Raw genomic sequence first — 22,674 nt, 5'->3', positions numbered from 1 at the left:
ATTTCATGTGGAGTTTATATCGAAAAGAAATTACATCATTTTTTAGTTCTGTTACCGGATATCTGGTGGTGGGGGTGTTCTTGGTGTTAACGGGATTGTTTTTGTGGGTGATACCGGGTGAAATGAATATTTTGTTCGGAGGTTATGCTACCTTAGATTCGTTATTTTATCTGGCGCCTTGGCTTTATTTGTTTTTGGTGCCTGCGGTGACCATGCGTTTGTTTGCTGATGAAAAAAGAACGGGAACCATTGAGCTATTGTATACCCGTCCTTTAACGGAATTTCATATTGTTCTGGCTAAATATTTGGCTGGACTCTCGTTGGTAGTAATTAGTTTGTTACCCACGCTTGTTTATTTTTATACAGTGGTTCAACTGGGAAACCCTGTGGGTAATATTGATTACGGTGGAACATGGGGGTCTTTTATAGGTCTGCTTTTTTTGGCGGGTATATACGTAGCAATCGGAGTGTTTTGCTCTTCGTTAACTGATAATCAAATTGTTTCTTTTGTTATTGCGGTATTGCTTAGTTTTGTTTTTTATGATGGCTTTGATGCTTTGTCGCAAGTGGTATCTGGTAATAGCTTGCAGTCGTTTATTGTGTATCTGGGCATAGATGAGCATTATCAATCCATGAGTCGAGGGGTGTTGGATTCCAGGGATTTGCTTTATTTTGTAAGTGTAATCACTTTGTTTTTGTATTTAACGCGTACTATGTTGAGTAGTAGAAAATGGTAGGTCAAATGATGTGGTTTGTTTGTTAAATGGATGTGTGGAGTAGTTGTTGAAGAATAAAAAATACTATAGCTAAAAGCGAAATAATGATGTCTACATCTGATATTAAATCAAAAAATATTTGGCAGCTAGTGGTTTTGCTGGTTGCCATTGTGGTGGTAAATATGTTGGCGGGTTCGTGGTTTTTTAGGCTGGATCTTACCAGTGAAAAACGCTATTCGCTATCTGAAAATACGAAAAATCTGGTGGCTGATTTGGATCAGACCATTTTTGTGAAAGTATTTTTGGAGGGTGATTTAAATGTAGGCTTCTCTAAGTTGTCAAAGGCGAGCTATGAGCTCTTGAACGAATTCAGAGTGTATGGTGGAAATCATATTGAGTTTAGGTTTATTGACCCTTCGGAAGGAAATAAGAAGGAAAAAGAAGCTGTTTTAAAAGAGCTTAAGGAGCTTGGGTTGAATCCTGTACCAGTGTATGAACAGTCCGAAGACGGACGAAATACCACATCTTACTTTTATCCTTATGCTGTGGTGTATTATGGAGATAAGCAATTGCCTTTAAATCTTTTGGAGAATATACAAGGATTTTCGGGAGCTGAAAATCTGAATAAGTCAATAGAGAGTTTGGAGTTTAAATTTACGGATGCTATACGAAGGGTTAGTTTAGATGAGAAACCGAAGATTGCTTTTATTGAAGGGCATGGCGAATTGGATGATTATGATGTGATGGATATTACTGAACATTTGTCACAATACTATCAGGTGGATAGGGGAGTGATAGGTAATGATCCTTCTATTTTGGATCCGTATAAGGCAATTATTATAGCAAAACCACAAAATAAGTTTTCGGAGAGTGATAAGTTTGTCATTGATCAATATATGATGAATGGAGGTGGCGTGATGTGGTTGGTTGATGCTGTGAATATTACCTTGGATAGTCTGAAAAAGGCAAGGGAGACCATTGGGATGATGGCAGACTTGAATATTGAAGACCAGCTTTTTAAATATGGTATTCGTATTAATCCAGTATTGATTCAAGATATGCAATCGGCTATGATTCCTATGTCTGTTTCTACAGGAGGACAACCTCGCATTGTGCCGGCACCCTGGTTATATAGTCCTCTGTTGATTCCGCAACCTGATCATGCTATTTCGCGCAATATGAATGTGGTTCAGGGTGAATTTGTAAGTTCTTTGGATACTGTGAATAGTCAGCTTGATATTAAACGGAAGGTTTTATTAAGGACTTCTCGCTATGCAAAATCTGATCAGGTGCCTGTTTTTGTTAGCTTGGCTTTTGTGAATGAGAAGCCAGATCAAAGGGCATTTAGACAGCCTTTTATGCCGGTGGCTATTGTACAGGAAGGTGTGTTTACATCTGTATTTGAACATCGAGAACCACCTCACAATATATCTCCACAACCCGATGAGGTCAAAAGCAAGAGTGTTCCAACCAAAATGATTGTGGTGGGTGATGGTGATCTGATCAAAAATAAGGTGCGATTTAAAAATACCAATCCAAAGATTTTACCATTGGGTTATGATGAACTTACCAAGCAAAATTTTGGGAATAAGGATTTTATACTCAATGCTGTGAATTATTTGTGTGATGATGATGGGTGGATGGATCTGAGAGCCAGGAGTTATACCTTGCGCTTGCTTGATAAAAAGAAGGTGGCTGAGGATGCCTTTTTTTGGAAGCTGATAAATGTAATATTACCTGTTGTGCTGGTGTTGGTGTTGGGAGTTGTGGTGGCTGTTGTTAGAAGATATAAATTTATGAGATAATAATATTGAATTTAAACCAAAATCGGTAGTCTTGGTTCTGAGATTAAAATAAGATGAGTAGAAAATATTATATTTTAGTTTTAGTTGTCTTAACGACTTTAGGGATCGTCTTTTATCTGAATCAGTCTAAAAGTACATTGGAAGAAGAGTTTGATGTGGCCTTGGATTCTCCAGAGAAAGTAAACGATATAAAACTGAGCTTTGGCGATAGAGTGGTGCGGCTGAATAAGGTGAATCGGCAATGGGAAATCAATAAACAAGGAATAGCTGATGAAATAAAGGTAGATGCTTTTCTTGAAATGCTAAGTTCATTGTCGGTTCGTAATCCTATTACCGGAGAGCAGGGACAGCGTATGAAAAACGAGATGACAGAAAAGGGCGTACAGGTAATTCTTAGTAGTGACCAGACCTCGTTGTATTCGCTTTATTCTATCTCTTCTTCAGCAGTTATGAAAGGCCATTTTGCCTTTTGTGAAGGGCGTAAATATGTGGTGCAACTGAATATGAGCGATCAGGAGGCTGGGGCATTTACTTCAAATCCTTCTTATTGGCAAAGTAAACGCATATTTTCCATTGCATCTGATCGTATAAAGGAAATATTTGTGGATTGGGATGATGAAGCAAATACGTTTAATGTGAAGAAAGATCAGGGGGGAGATTACCGTTTTATTAGGAATGAAAAGGATATGACACAGCAGTGTGATGTGCATATCTTAAAATATTATACATACGAATTTGCCAATCTAAGTATGGATGATATGGGTCTTAAATACAGAGATATGGCAGGAGATTGTGTATGTGAAATATCCATTGTGGAGGATAATCAAAAGAAGACCAGAGTTTTGTTTTATCAATTGAAAAATGAGGATGGATCAGAGGATGTGAATAATTTGGTGGTCCATCTGGTCAACACGGAGGTGTGGGGTAAAATATCCTATTTAAAAATAAATCCGGTTATTAAGAAGGCCGATTTTTTCTTATTAAAATAAAACATAGTGGTTTATGATTCTTTTTTGTGCTATCTTGAGTCTGAAAAATTATTTTTTAATATATTTGATAAGTGTTCAAAAAAGCTGATAACTACTTTGGGTTAATTTTGGTTAAATCAAAGAATTAGTTTATTATTACCTTTGTTAAATAAGTAAAATATAAGTTTTTAAGTAATTCATTCTTAGGAAGTAAGTGTTCTGAGATGAAATGATTAAATTAAATTGATATACATATGAAATTCGTAGTTTCAAGTTCTGAACTTCTATATCACTTACAGGCGGTAAGTCGTGTTGTTAGTAGTAAGAGTACTATTCCTATTTTGGAAAATATATTATTTGAGTTGAGTGAAGGTAAATTAACCATTACCGCTTCTGATTTAGAATCGACTATGGTGACTTCTATGTCGCTTGAAAATGTTGAGGGGGAAGGTGTTATTGCGTTGCCTGCTAAGATATTACTTGAAACACTTAAAAAATTTCCGGAACAACCCATTACCTTTGATATCTCAATGGACACCAAAGGGGTGGATATTATCACTGATAAGGGTAAGTTTAGTGTTATTGGTCTGGATGGTGATGAATTTCCTGAGATTCCAAAAGTTGATGTTGATAAGGCATCGCATTTGCAGCTGCCTGCATCCTTGGTTTTATCAGGAATTAATAAAACACTGTTTGCCACGGCAGATGATGAGCTTCGTCCGGTGATGAATGGTATTTTAATTGAAATGTCACCAGAGAGTTTAACCTTCGTGGCTAGTGACTCGCATAAGTTGGTTCGTTATCAGCGTAGTGATGCTACCACTGAATTTTCCTCGTCGTTTATTTTGCCTAAAAAACCAGCTTCTTTCTTAAAGAACGTACTTGTGAAGGAAGATGGGGATATTTCTATTGATTTTGATGATAAAAATGCTTTCTTTCAAATGGAAAACCATCAGTTGGTTTGTCGCTTGGTTGAGGGTAATTATCCGAGCTACAATGCCGTTATTCCCCAAGATAATCCAAATAAAATAATCATTAATCGTCAGGAAGTTGTTAATTCATTAGGTAGGGTGTCGTTATTCTCGAACCAAGCTAGTAATTTGGTGAAGCTTTCTATTAATGGTGACGAGCTAATGGTTTCTGCTCAGGATATTGATTTTTCGATCTCAGCCTATGAAAAATTAAGCTGTCAATACGATGGGCAACCAATAGAAATTGGATTTAAATCTGCTTTTCTAGCGGAATTATTGGATAATATTTCTACGGATGACGTGGTGATGGAGTTGGCTGATCCTGCCAGAGCTGGTATCTTTTTGCCTGTGGATAATGATGGTCCGGAAGATGAATTGATGTTGTTGATGCCAATGATGATTAATGCATAATGTGCTTTTAATGTGTGATTGGATGTGAGACATGTAGATAGATACTGATCTTATATATAAAGGGAGCTCAAGGCTCTCTTTTTTTTTGAGAACGATTGTTCTTGAAATGATGAGACCGATATGCGACCAGTTCAAACTAAAAAGGACGTATCGACCATTTCTTATCTTGAAAACAAATTCAGGTAAAAAAAAGAGACTGCTCTTTGAGCAGCCTCCAATATAATTTATTGCCAATCACTAGTAAGAAGGGATGAATGGTCAAACAAATATCCAGCCATTTATTTATAATTAGAATTTAATCGAACACTAAAATCTTTAAGACCCGCAGGTAAATCGCCATCTGTACCATAATCGGGACTATACTTACCGCTAGGGATATCTTTAAAAGTATAACTGTTGGCAGCTCTGGCCACCACCATATAATTTGTTGCCGCTGTATTAATGGCGGAAGCAGCCATGCTAACCAACGCGCCAGCCAGTCCGCCACCACTTGAAGCAATAGAAGTGTCGTACGTAATATTACCTTTGCGTTGATAGATGATTTCATTGGTAGAGATTGATTTTAGGATATATTCAACTTCTACATATATTTTAGATGCTAAAGCTGATTTATCCCATTTGTTGATAATGGTAAAAAGAGCTACATCTGCACCAAATACTTCTCCAAATTTATTTAGAGATCCGTTTAAGAATAATTCCGAATCATAGGCGCTTTCTTTCTTTAAAATCTCCATCGATAAAAATGGTGGTATAACGTAGTATCCTGCGTTTGCCAATGGTACGTTGAGCGTAGAATGAAAATATTCTTTTGCTTCAACATTGGTGCTTTTGTTGATGGGTGGCATGAGTAATACGGCAAGCGGTTTTTGATCGTATATGCCTTTATAGGCCACATTACGGGTAATTACCTCCGTTGTATTGCAGGATGAAGCTATTATTGCTATAACCCCCAATAGGTATATTGTTTTTTTCATTATTCTAGCATTTTTAAAATTCGGTCAATAAACACTTTTGATTCAGGATACATTTCTACTTCTTTTTGAAGCATTTTTTTCCCTTCCTGGGTTTTGTTGGCCTGTAGTAATACATATCCATAATCGGCGTATATTCCGGGGGGCACCACTTTTCTGCTTCCGTATGGTTTATCTATCATTTTCTGATAGGTCTCAATTAGTTTTTGAGTTGAAGCATCGTCGCTCTTTTTAAGGTAGTTGTAACTGTTTGTTTCGTACTTGTCCCAGTTGTACAGAGGTTCTTGCACGCTGCATGAAGCTAAAAAAAGAACAGAAATGCATGTAAAGATTAGTTTCTTCATTTGTTTGTAGTAATTATTTGTTAGGGTAATACAATTCTTTTTGTTTCTTGGGCAGAAACAAAAATTTGCTTTTTGTATATTATCTTGTTGTTATGATTTATGCTGATAACATGTTTTCCTGTGGAGATGGCATACACCTGTCCCTTGGGTCGGTTTGAATTGGCTTTGTTCACAAAAGCTTTAAAAGAAGTATTGCCATCAATGTTTACTTCCACACCGTCTTTATAGGTATGGGTATCTCCAACTAATTCAAGAAATGATTCGTTTTCCAATCCTTGTGTTGTACTTTTGATACCTGTGCAACCAGCCATGAATGTGAGGCCAATAAGCAAAATAAAAAATATCTTTTTCATTATTTGATCTCTTTAATATAGTATTTGGTTAAATCACTTTTGTCAATGTCTCCTTCGGTAAATGAAACCATGGAAAATTCGTTTTGAGCTGTTTCTCCTCCTGTAAAATCAATGTTAACAACACCTACTTTTTTTCCGGGAAGTTCAATCATCATTCCGGTTTGAGGGTTTTTTACTTTTTTACCTTTTTCCATCACATCAAATTTATCGCCTACCTGGATACCTTGACTTTTTCCGCCCGATATTAGGATTCCATCTTCGTTATATGTCAGGAAATAGGATTTCCAGGGTTTGTCCATGCAGTTGTTTATAATGTTCTCCACTAATTTGGATATGGCAGCAGATATGGCCTTGTCACTTAATGTAGCGTCATAATCTGAACGTTCGCCAAGTCCCATCACTGTTTTGTTTTGGGTTTCTGCTTGTCCTTTTGCTTCTTCGGAGTAAATAATTTGTCCTGTAGAAACATCTACCAGACGGATGCTTACTCCAGCTTGTACAGTTTGTGTCTTGCTTCGTGAGAAGGCATTTACATCACCCACATTTTTTCTACCGAATTCGGTAACTGAACCAATGATTAAGTAGTCGGCTCCAACTTTTTGAAGTCCTTCATTTCCGGCTATCTTTAACTCCTCTACTATCTTGTCCATGTCCTGTCTTTCCAGTAAAATGAATTTATTAGTAGCTGCTAATTTGGTGGATAAGATGTCAACGGCTTGTTTACCTACAGGGTCGTTGTCTTTGTCGTAAAATATACCTTTGGCATATTGTGTTTCATTGGAGAAGCGGGCTATGGCCACTTTTCTTTTGAGTATTTGTTCTTCTGTGTTGTTTTGTGGTATGTCTTCTTGAACTTGCGGTTCAACTTGTACCACTTTTTGTTGGGTGGTGCAGCTCATTGCTAAGCTAACAATGAACATCGCAACTAAAAATCGAATCATGTTAATTTGGTTTAATTATTTTTTTAAATCAATAAAAATAGAAAATATAATGCTGATTTCCTGATGGATCGTAGGCAGGAAGCATTGACAATTATATAACCTATATTTATACAAAAGTAGTCTTTTGAATAAGAATAATTGTATTCTATTAGTTTTTGTTTAGTAGGAAGGTGATATTTCTATTAAAAACAGCTTCTGTAATATGATAGAATTAATGTATCTTTGTGCGCTTAATTTCTCTGTTGAGAACATGTTTTAATGGAGTGTGAAGTTATGTTTGTAAGAAAGGATTGACCATGCAAAAGAAGAAAGTAGTTATAGGATTATCGGGGGGCGTAGATTCGAGTGTAGCAGCTTATGTACTCAAAGAACAGGGGTATGAGGTGATTGGTTTGTTTATGAAAAATTGGCATGATACTACCGGAGTGTTGGAGGCTGATTGTCCTTGGCTAGAGGATCGCTTTGATGCTATGGCTGTGGCTAAAAAGTTGGATATACCCTTTCATTTTGTGGATTTAAGTGAGCAATATCGTGCTCGTGTGGTGGATTATATGTTTGCTGAGTATGAGAAAGGACGTACCCCGAATCCTGATGTGCTTTGTAACCGAGAAATTAAATTTGATGTCTTTCTAGATAAGTGTTTTGAACTGGGTGCTGATTATGTGGCCACTGGTCACTATTGTCGCAAGGAAACAATAGAAAAAGAGGGCAAAGAATATTATCGTTTGTTGGCTGGAACGGATAATAACAAGGATCAAAGCTATTTTCTTTGCCAGCTTTCTCAAGAACAGCTTGCGAAGGCTTTGTTTCCCATTGGAGATATTGTAAAACCGGAGGTGCGTAGAATCGCCAATGAGTTAAACCTGGTGACAGCGCATAAAAAGGACTCGCAAGGTATTTGCTTTGTGGGGAAGGTTGATTTACCTGTGTTTTTGCAGCAAAAACTGGAAGCAAAAAAAGGCAAGGTGTTTTTGATTGATAAACAAGCAGAATTATATCAAAGAGATTGGCAGCAGGCCTTTGATAACCCTAGTGATGAAGTACTGGAAGAGCTATCAAAACCTTATATGTTCCATCCCAAATATGGCAAAAAGGTAGGGGAGCATGGTGGTGCTCATTTTTATACGGTAGGACAGCGTAAAGGACTTAATATTGGAGGTTTTCCTGAACCTTTATTTATTATAGGTACTAATATCGCTTATAATCAGATATATGTGGGAATGGGTAAGGACAATCCCGGTTTGTTTAGGCAGGTACTAAAGGTAGATGCCGGGGAGCTACATTGGGTGAGACCTGATTTGGCTATGCGAGTGGGGGAGAGCCGTCGTTTAAGTATTCGGATTCGTTATCGGCAACCATTGCAAAATGGTGTTATACATCGCCGTAATGAAGGTATGTATGTGGTCTTTGATCAGCCACAGCGAGGTATTGCTGCGGGCCAGTTTGCTGCTTGGTATGTGGAGGATGAGTTGATTGGCTCCGGGGTCATCAGTTGATGACCAACTTGCCATCGGCAACTTATGTTCCTCTAAATAATAAACAGCTACTGGCCTACAATCAATAACTATTTAAACTGTTTAGGATACATGTAGGTGATGAGTCCTCCTTGGTGTGGTTCTATGTCTTTCCAGCTTTTTATGCTAAAATGCAGTGCTGTTGTGCACGAAGTGGGGAAATGATATAAATCCTCGTCTACTAAATTAACGGTAAAGCCTGCGATATCCGGGTTGTGACCAAAAATGATAATCGTGTTGTATTGTTCATCAAACTGTCCTAGGAAACGTAACATTTCGGCAGTGGTAAAGCCATCGTAAATAAATCGCTCCTTCATAATTTTATCTTCCGGGTAGCCCAGTTGTTCAGCGTATATTTGAGCTGTCTGTTCCGCTCTTTTGGCACTACTGGTAATAAATAAGTCGGGCATTATCCCCTTTTTCTTTAGCTGCTCGGCCATTAAAACGGAGTCCTTTTGACCTCGGGGTAAAAGTTCTCGCTCAAAATCCGATTTGTCAAAATCTGTTAACGCCTCTGTTTTGGCGTGGCGTACTAATATTATATTTTTCATGTATGATAAAATAGTAAAACCTAGTTGACCAGAGCAATTTTCAATACCCATCTTACCTTTCTTTTGAGGTAGGATGTTTGACCTACTTGTGTGCTCCGGTTATACCGGTTTTAGATGTTAAAAAAATGCAAAGTATGGATAGCCTGAGCAAATGCCCATCATCTTCATCCTATCGATGGATGTAGATTGGTGTGTATTATTTTTGTGCTCCGGCTATGCCGGTTTCATATAAAGAGTGTCAAGTTCTGGGTATCAAGTAACAAGGCAAGAAGTTGAGTGCGTTGGTACTTGGCACTTAGTCTATGATCGGTTTAATCTTTGGCAAAAATACATTAATTTGGCGCAATATAAAACAAATGTTATGACTCGTATTGGTCTTTTATCAGATACGCATTCGTATTTTGATCCTCGATTTAAAGAATTATTTGCCAACTGTGATGAGATTTGGCATGCTGGTGATATTGGCGATATTCGCGTGTTGGATGATATGCGACAATTAAAGCCTACTCGTGCTGTATATGGAAATATTGATGATGCTACAATTAGAGCAGAGCTGAGTGAGCATTTGCGTTTCGTGTGTGATGGGGTAGAGGTCTGGATAACCCATATTGGAGGGTATCCCGGTAGATATAACCCGGCGGTAAAGACTGATATTTTTAAAAATCCACCTGGACTGTTTATCTGCGGGCATTCGCATATTTTGAAAGTGATATATGATGATAAAATAAATTGTTTGCATATTAACCCCGGAGCTTCAGGTCGTTCTGGATTTCATGCTGTTCGTACGGCCATACGTTTTGTGCTGGATAAAGGAGAAATTAAAAACCTGGAGGTGATAGAGCTTGAGGATAAAGGCAAGGCACTGGTCTAAAGAGAGTGATCCGTTGTGATTTTGGCATGGGATTAGATGATGTTGTTAATCAAAAACTTGTAAGGATCTGACATTGTGTGCGCTATGGTGAGTTGAAACGAGCCATGGGAATGGATTTGTACACAAGAGGATGATTAAGCTAGGCGAGTTTCATATGATCACTGATAGATAAATAGTCTTTGCAAGAAAACTCCAAATACTGCGTTATTCTCATTTTTGAAACAGTCATTTACAATCAGTAAACTCCTTGGTTTCAAAAATATCGAAAGCCTTGTCTTTGAAGCTTTCATATGATTATAATTTGTCTTTCAATGGTCATATGGAACTCCCGATGAATTTTAATCATTCTTTTGTGTGTATTTTAGAATGCTAAAATTCATGTTCGTTTCTTATCAAAGACAGAAAAAACGGTCGTTTTCTTGCAGCCACTAAATATAAACATATTAAACGGGCCTGGTGAATTTACTGGGTAGTTATTTTGTTTGAGATAGATTTTTTAATGCATTTTCGGGTTTATACCAGAACCAATCAAACAGTGCTTTATTTTTGCTTTCTAAACCGGATGATGTAGCATACATTCCCACATAAACACCATTGAATTTTTGGGCTAGTTCGTCTGATACGATGGTGTAATCTTGTATCTGTCCTATCGTTTTTAGGTTTTTTATGTTTTCTCCATATAAAAACTGAACAGTCAGATTTTGCACCCTGGCTTCAAGAATTACTTCTTTATTAGTATATGGTACAGAGGCTATAATTTGTGGTTTAATGGGGCCCTTGTTATCTTTTTGAAACACTTTAATGAGTACAATCTCGTTTTTTTGTTTTAATAGTTGATAATTATTCCCGTGGCGGCGATAGATTACCAGACCAGCTTTTTCGTTGTCCTTCCTGGTTTTGAAAGTTAATTTAGTGCTTGCTTTGTAGTCGTGATGTCGTGTGCGTTGTGCGATGTAAGAAGGGTTTTTAAGTTCTGTGACCATTTCAGGACGTAGGTCGATTTCTAATTTTCCATGCTGTTGTTTGTACCATTGGTAGCGGGGGGTTCGTAGGAAATTCCACTCTAAGCCAAGGTTTGTTTTTTCAAATTCATCTTTTTCTACAAGTGGAGGTACTGCTGTCCACGGTAATTTGGGGCGTTCCTGTTCTTCTTGAAGTAGTCCAACGCCTGGATTAAATATGGGGGTTATTCCACTTTCTTGATGTGTCATTATTACTTGGGCTAAAAAGGTTTCGCGTGCCAGTGTAACATATCCATCTACTTGTCTTTTGGCCAGCATAACGCTCCACCAATCTCCACTTTGTGTTTGTACCAGGTCGGCATGTCCAGTCTGACCGATTGGATGTGTCTTGCCCAAGTGGCGATGTGTCATTACCGGATTGGCATGGTTAGGAAGATATGGTCCCCATAAGTGTTTGCTGTTGAAGACGGTGACTGCATGATATTCTCCGGTGCCACCTTCTCCAATTAGCAGGAGATATTCTCCATCTATCTTAAATAAATGTGGACCTTCTGCCCAGCGGGCATTGCTGGCATGCCCATAGGTCAATTGTTTTTTTTCGCCAAGTAAGCGCCCCTCATCGGGATCTATTTCTTGCATCCATATACCGTTTTTACCGGGCCATTCTTTTGAAGAACCGTCAATGATTCCTGCGCCTGTATAATAGCAACGGCCATCATCCTCCCAAAATAAAGATGGGTCAATACCTGGTGCATCCTTTATCCACATAGGATCACTCCAGGGACCTGCCGGATTTTTGGCGGTGATAATAAAGTTTCCTTCTTGTCCTACCATGGTAGTGATGATGTAAAAGGTACCCTTATGGTATCTGATACTAGGAGCAAAAATACCATGTGAATTATCTAATCCATCTTTGTATATTATTTGGTCAGGACGGTGTAAGCCATAGCCAATCTTCTCCCAATTTACCAGGTCTTTGCTCTTATGTATAGGTAATCCGGGATACCATTCAAAACTCGAGTTGACCATATAGTATGTGTCACCTACACGGCAAATAGATGGGTCTGGATAAAAACCGGAAAGGATGGGATTTTTAAATCTTTGTGGAGCTTCTTGAGCAATGATATTGAATGTAGCCAATATTAGTACTACTATAAGATGAATATTTTTCATAGGTTTTAAATTTATTTTTCAATCTTCATGTGATATGAGTCAAAAGCGATTGAGCCTTCTATAATTTACCTCATTCCAGATGTAGGTGTATTTTGAATCTAAATAAAATCATTATTAGTGGTTTTTGTTATGAGAAATTATTTGAAATGATAGGGGTATTTTGATTGTTACCTCATGGGTTTCTAATTTTTATTTACTGCATGAAACTCTCCATAAAATTTTACCGGTATAATGGTTTAGAGCTTCGGACTAGGTTTTAAATGTATTTATTTGGTTAAATAACAGCCTTTATTATTTTGCTTAAAACATTACTTTGTATTATTATTGCACATTATATTAATCTTTAACGGTATTGCAATAACTAAACTATTTTTTCCTTAACTGTATGTATAAAGTAAAATTAGTTGTAAACGACTATGAACGTTGGTTGACAGCTTTGCACTATGAGTATTTTTGTCCGGTTGCTGTAGATGAGCGTTATTATAGAAAATTTCTACAGAAAAACTTTCCTTATGAGATCAACGATGCAGATGATCTTCATCCTTATAATCACAGATCAGTTCCGAGTATTAAACCCAATGTGCTTGAAAAAAGATTACAGAAGCAAAGTATGGATGAGGCTAAATTTGCCAACCATAGCTCAGGGTACTCTGCTGCCAATGATTTTTCGAGTTTTAGCGATACTGATCCTGTAAAAGAGGATTATTTACGCGCTTAGGTAAAGCACGCCATACGGCAGGATTAGATTATGGTATCGCGCCTAACTATACCTCTAACTACGATAAATATATTCGTCCTGCACAGCAAATGTGTAGACGCATTGAATATAACAAGATGGGAGGTATTTTTAGTATGCAACTAAACTCTGGTGAGAATGATGATTTCTTATATCAGTGGTTGTTGGATGGAGACATGAAAAATGGTAAGCTTGTCTTTTATGATGGAGACCTTGACCAAGCTTTCAAGATAGAGTTCTGGGATTGTTATTGTATTGGCGTCGGAGAGCAAATGACATCCACTGGTAGTTCTGCAATGACTATGAACCTGCGTATATCGCCCGCAATTACACGCAACCGAAGCGAGGAACACCAAAAGGTTTGGAAAGTAACTGATATTACGCCATCCGATAGAGCTTTTGGTCCTGGTCCTGTTGAGGAAGTGGAAGAGCAACCTGAATTATTGAAGGTAGAATGTCAGGGGCCGGATGGAAAACCGTGGTCTAAATATATTGACGAAGGTGAGTTTATTGTTTATATACAAACAGCCAACGCAATTGGAGAGGATGTTAATATCAATTTGGGTATGCCCAATAGAGTGATTGAGTTTAATGGGGAGGTGCTGAATAATAATACGCTCAGGCATACCATAGAAAGCAATGAAGACAGCATAACCTTAGTAGCAAAACCTAAATTTAAATAACAATGGCAGATACTCTAGAAGTGAGCTTATTTTCCCGACCACAGGTTAAGAAGACGTGGGAAGGTACTGATTTAATAGAAAATTCAGATATGCAGGGTGGTGGCCTACAGGAAATTATAGCTTATATATGTACCACTCGCGTTGATGTTTTAACAGGGCGGAAGGGTGATGAAGAAATAGATCCATTTGGTGAGAAGTTTTTCGATCCTTATAAAAAAGGACATGAAAAGGACGATTTTGCACATGTATACTATTGTGTCGACTTCGTTAAGGCTCTATTGGAAATAGATGTTATTGTAGGCATTGAAGAGGAGGCACGGTTTATTATAGCAATGGTATATAAGTACTATCAGAAAAAGATGTTTGCGCTCAAGGAAAAGGAGGCGTTGGATATGCTTGAAAGTGAAGGCTGGTTGCACGAGGAGGTGAATAACCCAGATAAAATTGCGCTTAAGGTGATGAAGAGTCACTTCTCGAAATTTAACGCCTATTCTGATGTGTTTAAATATACTTCTACCTATGTAAAAAGTTATTTTAATGCCAAGGGAGATGCCATTATTGAGGCTACTCTTATAGAGGCTGAAATGTATTTTAAGACGGGGGATTTTAGTGGTCAAAAGCGTAAAAAGATATTACGTGCTTTAGGAGCTTCTAAAAATCAGGTGCAAGAAATAAATAGCAATTGGACTAAAATTGAGGACTTTTTAAATGCCAAAAAGCTGGAGAAAATGAGTTATGAAAGGGATATGATTAGGGCCTATAAAATTAACAAGGAGATTAAGCCCTTGTTGAATAACGATTTAAAAGCGGCAAGGCAATTGGTTCGTAAGGGAGCGTTTATGGAGGAGTTTGCAAAATCGAGTTTTTTAAAACGCACAAAAAAGACAGGTTTGCATTTGGTAGATGCTGTTTTAAGTTTAAAAGATGCCCATAATAAAGATGATATGATGGATAATTTACTCTCCGGGGCAGGAGGTTGTTTCGGAACAGGGCCTGGTTTTGCTGTTTCTGCTTTTTTGGCAGTTGGGAATGACTTTTGGGACAATGTGGAGGAAGATATGTATGGGTGTGTGTATAATTCATGTGGTTTTAAATGGGGGGATATTTGTGCAACTAAAAAAGAAGATGGTGTTTATGTTCTTAAGGAAAAGAGGTTAAAATCATTGATGTTAGTATATAAAGAAGAGAAATGTGAACCCTTTAAAAATAAGGATATTCAGGCTACTTCAATCAGAATATTAGATGCGGAAAAAGCCAAGAAAATATTTGGCTTTAAACCTGCCTTTGTAAATTATTATATGGCTGACGATCCTTACCATGTTTGCCGTACACGTTGTTATCAAACATTATAAAAATGATGAAATTATCCCGTATCATACCCATAGTACTCTTTAGTGTGATGGCTATCACTGCGAGTGGGCAATCAGTCTATAAGGTTGATTCATTAAAAAGAGAAGCACGCGCCAAGTTAGACATATTCAAACAAGTGCAGAAGGATTCCATTTCCAAAACAAGTTTGGAGTATAAAACTGCACTTCAAGATTTGAGATATGTTTTTAATAGATACATAAATGCGAAATCCGATTCTATATTTGATAGCCGAATTCGGCAGCGAGATTCTCTGTATACCCAGGAAACGAGGTTTTTGGGTACGATAATATCACGAAAAGGCCTAGATGGTTCTACCATAATAATAGACGACAGTTTATTGTTTTTATATAATCGTAGATTGTTGCGGTGTGTCGATATCAATACCAAAAAGCTTTTGTGGCAGTCGGAATGTAGTTATGATAATACCCGTGGGAATATGGTACTAACAGATAGTCTTATTATAGTACCTGCCAGTTCTAATGGAGAGATAAATGCCTATCATAAAGCAGATGGTGTTATAGAATGGTCGGTGGATAGCTGCGAGTTTATTGGGCAAACGAATTACTTATCTATGGGCATACCTTTTATTAATAGGAATGGTCAATTATACGAGATAGACCATACAACTGGTCAATTATTAAAGCGTAAAGAACCTGCACCTGAGCGAATGTTTCATTACAAGGAATATGAGATTGTTGTAAAGGTTAAAAAGATATGCAAAAAAGAGGGGGATGGGATAAGTCATATAGATAGAACTATTGTCTGTACTAATAAAATATCTGGCGAGCTGAAATGGGAGAAGAATATTGTTACAGAATTTTTTGGTACGTCTTATTCTTCATATATTATTAGAAATTCATTGTGGTTGGATGTGGGTGAAGAAAACTTTGGTGTAATAAATATTAAAACAGGCAAGGTGAAGCGAGCCGCATTTAATAATATTGGATATTATGATTTCCTTTATACGTTGAAAAATGGATTTGTTAGATGGACAGAGGATCACAGAATTGAGTATACTAATATAAGGAATTCTCGTAAAAGTTGGGTGTATGAAACTCCTGAGGGGGATAGGGTATACCGACCGTTTAATGGACCAAAATCGACAAATGATAAAATCCTTTATTTACAAGCAAATAGGAATGCTATTAGGGCATTTAATCTGAATACAGGCAAAGTAGATTGGGAATTTTCTTGTGTTTCAAACATTACTTCAAACTTGGTGCTGGCAGATGATGTTCTTTATTTTACAGATGGAGATGGTTTGGTTGCCCTGGATGCTAGCGAGAAAAACGATAAAAAAAGATGGGATGATTATCATCTTCGTTTTCCGGATGAGAAAAACAAAGAAGAATCAGAACCCGAGTTGCTTTCGGAAGAGTATCGTACACCAATGGGAGAGAAATTCGATGAACAGGATGTATTAGGAGATTTTGTAGTGTATATAAGAACTAAAAATGCCAAGGGTAAACAAATCGCTATAAAGTTCAATATGCCGGGTCGAGTAGTCCTGTATAATGGAGAGGTCGTCAAGGATAACAAAATAGAAGGATATACCATAAAAAAAGACTTTGAGAAAATATATTTACGTGCCGAAAAAATCAAACCAGAAGATGATGAATGATTAAAATTGCTATCGGCTAGAAAAACTTTGTTAATTTTTAAATGCGTGAAATTATTCCGTATCATATTTATTGCACTCTTTAGTGTGACAGCTATCACTGCGAGTGGGCAATCAGTTTATAAGGTTGATTCATTAAAAAGAGAAGCTCGCGCCAAGTTAGACATATTCAAACAAGTGCAGAAGGATTCCATTTCCAAAACAAGTTTGAAGTATAAAACTGCACGACAAAACTTTCTTGATGCATTTTTTAAATATAGAGACATGAAATCCGATTCTATATTTGATAGTCGAATTCGGCAGCGAGATTCTCTGTATACCCAGGAAACGAGGTTTTTGGGTACGATAATATCACGAAAAGGCCTAGATGGTTCTACCATAATAATAGACGACAGTTTATTGTTTTTATATAATCGTAGATTGTTGCGGTGTGTCGATATCAATACTAAAAAGCTTTTGTGGCAGTCGGAATGTAGCTATGATAATACCCGTGGGAATATGGTACTAACAGATAGTCTTATTATAGTACCTGCCAGTTCTAATGGAGAGATAAATGCTTATCATAAAGCAAATGGTGTTATAGAGTGGTCGGTTGATAGCTGTAAGTTTATTAGGCAAACGAATTATTTATACATGGGCATACCTTTTATTAATAGGAATGGTCAATTATACGAGATAGATCATACAACTGGTCAATTATTAAAGCGTAAAGAACCTGCACCTGAGCGAATGTTTCAATACAAGGAATATGAGATTGTTGTAAAAGTCAAAAAGATGCCCAAAAAAGAAAGGTCTGGGATAAGTTATGTAAGTAGAACTATTACCTGTACCAATAGGTTATCGGGTAAGTTGCAGTGGGAGAAAAGTATAGTGTCGGAATCTTCAAGTACGTCTTATGTTTCATATATTATAAGAAATTCATTGTGGTTGGATGTGGGAGAAGAAAACTTTGGTGTAATAAATATTAAAACAGGCAAGGTGAAGCGAGCCCCATATAATAACATAGGGTATTATAATCTACTTTATGCTTCAAAGCATGGTTTTGTTAGATGGACAGAGGATGATAGAATTGAGTATACTAATTTAAGGTATCCTCGTAAAGGTTGGGTGTATGAAATTCCTGAGGGAGATTTGATAGCTTGGTATCCCAATGGCCCGAAATCGATAAATGATAACTTCCTTTATTTACAAGCAAATAGGAATGCAATTAGGGCATTTAATCTTAGGACAGGCAAAGTAGATTGGGAATTTTCTTCTGTATCAAACATTACTTCAAACTTGGTGCTAGCAGATGATGTTCTTTATTTTACAGATGGAGATGGCCTGGTAGCCCTGGATGTTAGCGAGAAAAATGATAAAAAAAGATGGGATGATTATCATCTTCGTTTTCCGGATGAGAAAAACAAAGAAGAATCAGAGCCTGAGTTGCTTTCGGAAGAGTATCGTACACCAATGGGAGAGAAATTCGATGAGCAGGATGTATTGGGAGATTTTGTAGTGTATATAAGAACTAAAAATGCCAAGGGTAAACAAATCGCTATAAAGTTCAATATGCCGGGTCGAGTAGTCCTGTATAATGGAGAGGTCGTCAAGGATAATAAAATAGAAGGATATACCATAAAAAAAGATTTTGAGAAAATATATCTACGTGCCGAGAAAATAAAAGCAGAAGAATAGTATTATCCCGAGGGGGAATGTTAGCTGAACTCTGTCCTGTTGTTTTTTTACGATTTCAAATTAACTCATTATTTTTCTTTTAACCAATTTCTAAAAGCTTCATCGGGGAGCTTATGATTTTTGCCAAGGGCGGCTGAGGTACGAAGCCGTTTATATACCCTTGGCAGAACTCATAAGCGGACCTACCTTCGCTTTTATAATTTGGTGTGTGCTCACAGATTGATAACAAACCTCCCCTCAAACATGATACAAAGCTGCTGGGCTGTCAATGCCCAGTTCTGTATGGGTTGAGTCCACTTTTTCGATATGTTTTCGGTGGCCAGATAAATGAGTTTCATCAAAGCCATGTCGCTGGAAAACGCACCCTTGGTCTTGGTTACCTTGCGAACCTGCCTGTGGAAGCCTTCGACGGCGTTTGTGGTATAAATCAGCTTCCTAATGGGGGCGTCATATTTAAAGTAAGCGGACAGCTCCTCCCAGTTGTCGTTCCACGAGCGCAGCACCACGGGGTACTTTTTGCCCCACGTTACTTCTAGGTTAATCAGCTCGCTCTCGGCTCGCTCTCGGCTTGTGACTTGGTTGGGGCTTGGTACACTTTTTTCAAGTCCTTCATAAATTCTTTCTGGTCTTTGGAGACCACGTATTTGAGCGAATTCCGAATTTGGTGTATCACGCACTTTTGAATTTCTGTATCGGGGAATATGCTTAATATCGCCTGTGAAAAACCCGTCAGATTATCCGTACAGGCAATCAGGATATCCTTTACTCCGCGGCTCTTTAGGTCTGTCAATACCGACAGCCAGAAGTTAGCGCCCTCGCTTTCGGAAATGTACATCCCTATGAGTTCCTTCCTGCCGCTTTTGTTGATAGCCAAAATATTGTATACGGCGCGCGATACTACCCTTCCCCCGTCCCTTACCTTGTAGTGCATAGCATCCATCCAAACAATGGGGTAAACATCGTCTAGGGGGCGGTTCTGCCACTCCTTGACCTGTGGGATCACCCTGTCGGTAATGTTGCTCAAAACGGTTGGGGAAACCTCAACGTCGTACATGTCCCGGATATATGATCCGATGTCACGTAGGCTCATACCCTTGCCGTAAAGGCTAATAATCTTGGGGGCAAGGCTGTCTGCCAAAACGGTCTGCCGCTTCTTTACTATTTCGGGCTCAAAATCCCCGTGGCGGTCATAGGGCGGTTCAATGTCCACACTACCGCCTTCGGATCTAACCGTTTTGTTACCCTTGCCGTTGCGCTTATTGCCCTGGGAGCGCCGCTCGGAGGTCAAATGCTCGTCCATCTCGGCCTCCAAAGCGCTCTCCAAAAACTCCTTTATAATGGGTGCAAATACTCCACCCTTACCCGTCAGGGATTTACCGCTCTTTAACTGTTCGAGTGCCATATCACGCATAGCGATATACTCGGGGTTCAATTCTTTTTTTTCCATAATCCTCAAAAATATAATTTTTAAATTATGGACAGAGTTGAGTTTACAGTCTCTATATATGGCCGATTTTTTTGCAGTGTCGCTTATCTTTTTTGCCATCTCAGGTTTGTTTCTTTCCAGAGGTAAAAAAAGTGTAAAGGGAAGGGGGAAGTGGTTTATTCTGGCAGGTATTGTTGTGGTGGTGGTGTTTTGGTTGGTGTAGGGGTTCCGACTCATCCCGAAGCTGCAAACCCTACCTCTTTTTATAATAACTAAACAACAAATAATTTGCCTTTAACCATACAATGGGAGATTCTGGATACTTTTGAGTTATAATATTGCTTTCATCATCTTTATATTCTGTTTTAATACCATTATGTGACAAAAGGTTTTGAGCTGATAGTGAAATACGTAATTTGTTTCTTAAAAAAAAGCGACTTAACCTGGCCTGCATATCATAGTATTCGCAAGTTGTTGTATTGTAATTCTGTTCCTGAGAGTGATAGGTACTTTGAATATCAAATTTTATATCAACAGGCAAGGTTCCTGATAAACGTACATTTCCCTGCCAGTCTTTATTTTCGGAGCGAGTAATTGTATTAAAAACTCTGTAATTGTATGATAAACCTCCTGATAGTCTAATATATTTATTTACATTCCAATCAACCTTTGAATCAAATGCTGAAGTAAAACTCTCTTTAGCATTCTTCCAAGTATAAATAATACTGTTATCCTCATTTATAATTACATCCTGAACAATTTCTTTATTTCGGTAATTAAAACGTATTTTAAAATCATACGCTATCTTCTCTTTATCCTTGCCTTTAGAACTTACTCCTTTGCTAATTGCAATGTAATTGGTGTTTTTACAAAAACTCAATACCCCTTCAATATTGTAAGCCTGTTCTAAACCGTTGTTTCCTTGTTGCATAGTATAATCGTTTACATAAGTTAAAGGTTGGTGTAACTGTTTGTATGTAGGTGGTGTTATCCTATTATTTATTAAAAACATAAGTTCCTTTTCTTTTTTCATTGAATAACGATACTTAAAGTTTTGGGTATAATAAATAATACTTGATGACTCCAATACTTGTTGTGTATTTTCATTATCTTCATTACGCAAATAGGAAGCCAATGTCAATTTAAAATAGTGGCTTGTTTTTTTTGGAGTACGTATCAAATAACTGGCATATGGGCTCAAGGAAGCTGTGAATATGCGTGTGGTTGTATTATTTTCATATAAATATTGTTCATGCCAGAGATTATCAGTTATATCAAATATTTCTCTGTTATATTTTCTGGTATAGTAACTATAACTCACATTTGCATTAGCACTAACAAACAGTCCCTTTTTATGATAATTATAGTTGAAAAATAAAGAAGCATCATAATTCTTATTCGAACTTTCTGTTTGATACTTGTCTTGTTTATCCAAAATCCACTGATCTTGTGTTTCATTATCTTTATTTTCGGTTACAGATGCTTTGGCATTTATTATTCCATATTGACCAAAACCAATATTTAATCTTTTGTAGTATGCTGCCGATAAATTATATGCCGATGATTTATTGCTTAATAAATCGCAAATATTAATCCCATCCAGATAAGTTAAATTTCTATTATTACTAAAGTTTGTACTGGTATAATCCATATCCAAAGAGAGCCTTTGGTCACGATTAAATGCATAGTCCACCTCCATTGAAGGAGCTATTTGTTTATTTGTTTTCAAATTATTTATTGCCTGAGTTGTTGTTGCCTCAATATCACTTCGCTCTTCCTCTTCTTTTGTGGTGTATTGAGTGTTTTCATAAGTTATAGAAGGCCTAAAGGTTAGCTTCTTAAATTTTTTAGTAAAATCCAGATTTAAAGCATATTTATCTTTAGTGCCCACATCCGCCGATGCATAATAAATATCCTGCAAATCTCCTTTAGGGATAATATTAATTACCGGGGTATAAAAACCAAAGCGTCCGTTAGGTTCAGTTATTACCTCAATCCGCTTAATATTTTTAGCCTCAATACCTGCAAGTATAAAACCAGGCTTTCCTCTATAATAACTCCCCATACGTTCCCCATTTATAAGCGTTGTAAAAACATGATAACCGCCATATAAAACATTACCATCAATATCTATTGATAAACCTGGAATGTTCGTAATAATATCAGAAAGGAATAATTTCTCTACATTCCCCATTTGATCAACATTTAAGGCAACATCACCCTCCTCGTTATAATCTATAAGGGGTTTCCAAACTACAGTGACTTCTTCTATAGTTATGGTATCAGGAGTTAATTCAATATAAAAAGGATTTGAATAGGTATTAGAATTAATTAGAACTTTCTTAGAAACATAACCCAAACGACTCACCGTAAGGGTAACACAATTATTATTTGGTTTACTAATTCTAAAAGCACCATTTTTATTACTAATAGTACCTGTTATAAATTGATCGGATTCGTTATTACTTAAAATAATGTTTGCATTAGCAACCGGAGTTGCCAATGCACTATTTCTTATAATGCCTTTTATGTTATTGTTTTGACAATCACTAATAGTATAAAAATGCATCAAGATTATTAAGAAAAGGTATTGTTTCAAAATATAGCATTTA

At 37.2% G+C, this 22,674-nt stretch carries 19 protein-coding genes and 1 pseudogene; 12 read left to right on the top strand and 8 right to left on the bottom strand.

Features of this window, described 5'->3' with window-relative positions; all coding sequences use genetic code 11:
• Positions 1 to 5: 5 nt before the first annotated feature.
• The 4 genes from gldF (at position 6) to dnaN (ending at position 4,871) form a co-directional block, all read left to right on the top strand.
• Positions 6 to 737, top strand: coding sequence for a gliding motility-associated ABC transporter permease subunit GldF (gldF, locus tag CYTFE_RS0111525; RefSeq protein ID WP_027471910.1), 732 nt, complete (start codon positions 6 to 8; stop codon positions 735 to 737).
• Positions 738 to 820: 83 nt separating this feature from the next.
• Positions 821 to 2,521: a gliding motility-associated ABC transporter substrate-binding protein GldG gene (gldG, locus tag CYTFE_RS0111520; RefSeq protein ID WP_235208205.1), complete on the top strand. Its 1,701-nt coding sequence runs from the start codon at positions 821 to 823 to the stop codon at positions 2,519 to 2,521.
• A gap of 53 nt (positions 2,522 to 2,574) precedes the next feature.
• Positions 2,575 to 3,510, top strand: a complete 936-nt coding sequence (locus tag CYTFE_RS0111515) for a DUF4340 domain-containing protein (protein WP_027471908.1) — start codon at positions 2,575 to 2,577, stop codon at positions 3,508 to 3,510.
• Positions 3,511 to 3,743: 233 nt separating this feature from the next.
• Complete coding sequence (dnaN, locus tag CYTFE_RS0111510; protein WP_027471907.1) at positions 3,744 to 4,871, top strand: DNA polymerase III subunit beta; 1,128 nt, start codon at positions 3,744 to 3,746, stop codon at positions 4,869 to 4,871.
• A gap of 278 nt (positions 4,872 to 5,149) precedes the next feature.
• On the opposite strand, the gene CYTFE_RS26230 is transcribed toward dnaN, so the two are convergent.
• Genes CYTFE_RS26230 through CYTFE_RS0111490 form a run of 4 tightly spaced genes read right to left on the bottom strand, consistent with a single transcriptional unit; the run spans position 5,150 to position 7,480 of the window.
• On the bottom strand, positions 5,150 to 5,845 hold the full coding sequence (locus CYTFE_RS26230; protein ID WP_044262766.1) for a GNA1162 family protein: 696 nt from the start codon (positions 5,843 to 5,845) through the stop codon (positions 5,150 to 5,152).
• Complete coding sequence (locus tag CYTFE_RS0111500; RefSeq protein WP_027471906.1) at positions 5,845 to 6,186, bottom strand: DUF4810 domain-containing protein; 342 nt, start codon at positions 6,184 to 6,186, stop codon at positions 5,845 to 5,847. The genes CYTFE_RS26230 and CYTFE_RS0111500 overlap by 1 nt, the downstream gene beginning before the upstream one ends.
• A 20-nt stretch (positions 6,187 to 6,206) precedes the next feature.
• Entirely contained in the window at positions 6,207 to 6,539 is a 333-nt protein-coding gene (locus CYTFE_RS26225) for a hypothetical protein (protein ID WP_044213360.1), read from the bottom strand.
• Positions 6,539 to 7,480, bottom strand: coding sequence for a CsgG/HfaB family protein (locus tag CYTFE_RS0111490; protein ID WP_044213364.1), 942 nt, complete (start codon positions 7,478 to 7,480; stop codon positions 6,539 to 6,541). Before CYTFE_RS0111490 ends, CYTFE_RS26225 begins: the two co-directional genes overlap by 1 nt.
• 296 nt (positions 7,481 to 7,776) lie before the next feature.
• On the opposite strand from CYTFE_RS0111490, the gene mnmA reads away from it, so the two are divergent.
• Positions 7,777 to 8,976, top strand: a complete 1,200-nt coding sequence (gene mnmA / locus CYTFE_RS0111485; RefSeq protein ID WP_044213366.1) for a tRNA 2-thiouridine(34) synthase MnmA — start codon at positions 7,777 to 7,779, stop codon at positions 8,974 to 8,976.
• Positions 8,977 to 9,044: 68 nt separating this feature from the next.
• Here mnmA and CYTFE_RS0111480 read toward each other — a convergent pair whose 3' ends face one another.
• On the bottom strand, positions 9,045 to 9,545 hold the full coding sequence (locus CYTFE_RS0111480; RefSeq protein ID WP_027471903.1) for a SixA phosphatase family protein: 501 nt from the start codon (positions 9,543 to 9,545) through the stop codon (positions 9,045 to 9,047).
• Between the two features lie 361 nt (positions 9,546 to 9,906).
• Between CYTFE_RS0111480 and CYTFE_RS0111475 the strand changes: the two genes are divergently transcribed.
• Positions 9,907 to 10,416 carry a metallophosphoesterase family protein gene (locus tag CYTFE_RS0111475; protein WP_027471902.1) on the top strand — a complete coding sequence of 170 codons (510 nt, stop codon included), beginning with the start codon at positions 9,907 to 9,909 and terminating at the stop codon, positions 10,414 to 10,416.
• Positions 10,417 to 10,889: 473 nt separating this feature from the next.
• Here the strand turns inward: CYTFE_RS0111475 and CYTFE_RS0111470 are convergent, their stop codons facing one another.
• Positions 10,890 to 12,551 (bottom strand): glycoside hydrolase family 43 protein, encoded by a 1,662-nt coding sequence (locus CYTFE_RS0111470; protein ID WP_027471901.1) that lies wholly within the window; start codon positions 12,549 to 12,551, stop codon positions 10,890 to 10,892.
• 385 nt (positions 12,552 to 12,936) lie between these two features.
• Between CYTFE_RS0111470 and CYTFE_RS0111465 the strand changes: the two genes are divergently transcribed.
• From CYTFE_RS0111465 to CYTFE_RS0111445, 5 genes are all read left to right on the top strand, one after another.
• Positions 12,937 to 13,269: a hypothetical protein gene (locus CYTFE_RS0111465; RefSeq protein WP_027471900.1), complete on the top strand. Its 333-nt coding sequence runs from the start codon at positions 12,937 to 12,939 to the stop codon at positions 13,267 to 13,269.
• A gap of 116 nt (positions 13,270 to 13,385) precedes the next feature.
• Complete coding sequence (tssD, locus tag CYTFE_RS28720) at positions 13,386 to 13,970, top strand: type VI secretion system tube protein TssD (RefSeq protein ID WP_027471899.1); 585 nt, start codon at positions 13,386 to 13,388, stop codon at positions 13,968 to 13,970.
• Between the two features lie 2 nt (positions 13,971 to 13,972).
• Positions 13,973 to 15,322, top strand: a complete 1,350-nt coding sequence (locus CYTFE_RS0111455; RefSeq protein WP_027471898.1) for a hypothetical protein — start codon at positions 13,973 to 13,975, stop codon at positions 15,320 to 15,322.
• A 2-nt stretch (positions 15,323 to 15,324) separates the two neighbouring features.
• Complete coding sequence (locus tag CYTFE_RS0111450) at positions 15,325 to 16,962, top strand: outer membrane protein assembly factor BamB family protein (protein WP_044262764.1); 1,638 nt, start codon at positions 15,325 to 15,327, stop codon at positions 16,960 to 16,962.
• Positions 16,963 to 17,007: 45 nt separating this feature from the next.
• The gene (locus CYTFE_RS0111445) at positions 17,008 to 18,636 is read left to right on the top strand and encodes an outer membrane protein assembly factor BamB family protein (protein WP_027471896.1); all 1,629 of its coding nucleotides are present in this window, start codon (positions 17,008 to 17,010) and stop codon (positions 18,634 to 18,636) included.
• A 212-nt stretch (positions 18,637 to 18,848) separates the two neighbouring features.
• On the opposite strand, the pseudogene CYTFE_RS26215 reads toward CYTFE_RS0111445, so the two are convergent.
• Positions 18,849 to 20,083: pseudogene (locus tag CYTFE_RS26215) on the bottom strand (IS256 family transposase).
• A 58-nt stretch (positions 20,084 to 20,141) separates the two neighbouring features.
• Here CYTFE_RS26215 and CYTFE_RS29980 point away from each other — a divergent pair.
• The gene (locus CYTFE_RS29980) at positions 20,142 to 20,285 is read left to right on the top strand and encodes a hypothetical protein (RefSeq protein ID WP_154665659.1); all 144 of its coding nucleotides are present in this window, start codon (positions 20,142 to 20,144) and stop codon (positions 20,283 to 20,285) included.
• A gap of 30 nt (positions 20,286 to 20,315) precedes the next feature.
• Here CYTFE_RS29980 and CYTFE_RS0111430 read toward each other — a convergent pair whose 3' ends face one another.
• Positions 20,316 to 22,661 carry a TonB-dependent receptor gene (locus CYTFE_RS0111430; RefSeq protein ID WP_162150087.1) on the bottom strand — a complete coding sequence of 782 codons (2,346 nt, stop codon included), beginning with the start codon at positions 22,659 to 22,661 and terminating at the stop codon, positions 20,316 to 20,318.
• Positions 22,662 to 22,674 lie beyond the last annotated feature (13 nt).

Source organism: Saccharicrinis fermentans DSM 9555 = JCM 21142 (assembly GCF_000517085.1).
Taxonomy (GTDB): domain Bacteria; phylum Bacteroidota; class Bacteroidia; order Bacteroidales; family Marinilabiliaceae; genus Saccharicrinis; species Saccharicrinis fermentans.
The sequence above is the reverse complement of the archived record's forward strand: the minus strand, read 5'-3'. Positions and strand labels throughout refer to the sequence as shown.

Excerpts from the sequence above, each read along its gene's own strand:
- gldF (WP_027471910.1), top strand. The coding sequence starts at position 6 with ATGTGGAGTTTATATCGAAAAGAAATTACATCATTTTTTAGTTCTGTT.
- gldG (WP_235208205.1), top strand. The coding sequence starts at position 821 with ATGATGTCTACATCTGATATTAAATCAAAAAATATTTGGCAGCTAGTG.
- CYTFE_RS0111515 (WP_027471908.1), top strand. The coding sequence starts at position 2,575 with ATGAGTAGAAAATATTATATTTTAGTTTTAGTTGTCTTAACGACTTTA.
- dnaN (WP_027471907.1), top strand. The coding sequence starts at position 3,744 with ATGAAATTCGTAGTTTCAAGTTCTGAACTTCTATATCACTTACAGGCG.
- CYTFE_RS26230 (WP_044262766.1), bottom strand. The coding sequence starts at position 5,845 with ATGAAAAAAACAATATACCTATTGGGGGTTATAGCAATAATAGCTTCA.
- CYTFE_RS0111500 (WP_027471906.1), bottom strand. The coding sequence starts at position 6,186 with ATGAAGAAACTAATCTTTACATGCATTTCTGTTCTTTTTTTAGCTTCA.
- CYTFE_RS26225 (WP_044213360.1), bottom strand. The coding sequence starts at position 6,539 with ATGAAAAAGATATTTTTTATTTTGCTTATTGGCCTCACATTCATGGCT.
- CYTFE_RS0111490 (WP_044213364.1), bottom strand. The coding sequence starts at position 7,480 with ATGATTCGATTTTTAGTTGCGATGTTCATTGTTAGCTTAGCAATGAGC.
- mnmA (WP_044213366.1), top strand. The coding sequence starts at position 7,777 with ATGCAAAAGAAGAAAGTAGTTATAGGATTATCGGGGGGCGTAGATTCG.
- CYTFE_RS0111480 (WP_027471903.1), bottom strand. The coding sequence starts at position 9,545 with ATGAAAAATATAATATTAGTACGCCACGCCAAAACAGAGGCGTTAACA.
- CYTFE_RS0111475 (WP_027471902.1), top strand. The coding sequence starts at position 9,907 with ATGACTCGTATTGGTCTTTTATCAGATACGCATTCGTATTTTGATCCT.
- CYTFE_RS0111470 (WP_027471901.1), bottom strand. The coding sequence starts at position 12,551 with ATGAAAAATATTCATCTTATAGTAGTACTAATATTGGCTACATTCAAT.
- CYTFE_RS0111465 (WP_027471900.1), top strand. The coding sequence starts at position 12,937 with ATGTATAAAGTAAAATTAGTTGTAAACGACTATGAACGTTGGTTGACA.
- tssD (WP_027471899.1), top strand. The coding sequence starts at position 13,386 with ATGGGAGGTATTTTTAGTATGCAACTAAACTCTGGTGAGAATGATGAT.
- CYTFE_RS0111455 (WP_027471898.1), top strand. The coding sequence starts at position 13,973 with ATGGCAGATACTCTAGAAGTGAGCTTATTTTCCCGACCACAGGTTAAG.
- CYTFE_RS0111450 (WP_044262764.1), top strand. The coding sequence starts at position 15,325 with ATGATGAAATTATCCCGTATCATACCCATAGTACTCTTTAGTGTGATG.
- CYTFE_RS29980 (WP_154665659.1), top strand. The coding sequence starts at position 20,142 with ATGGCCGATTTTTTTGCAGTGTCGCTTATCTTTTTTGCCATCTCAGGT.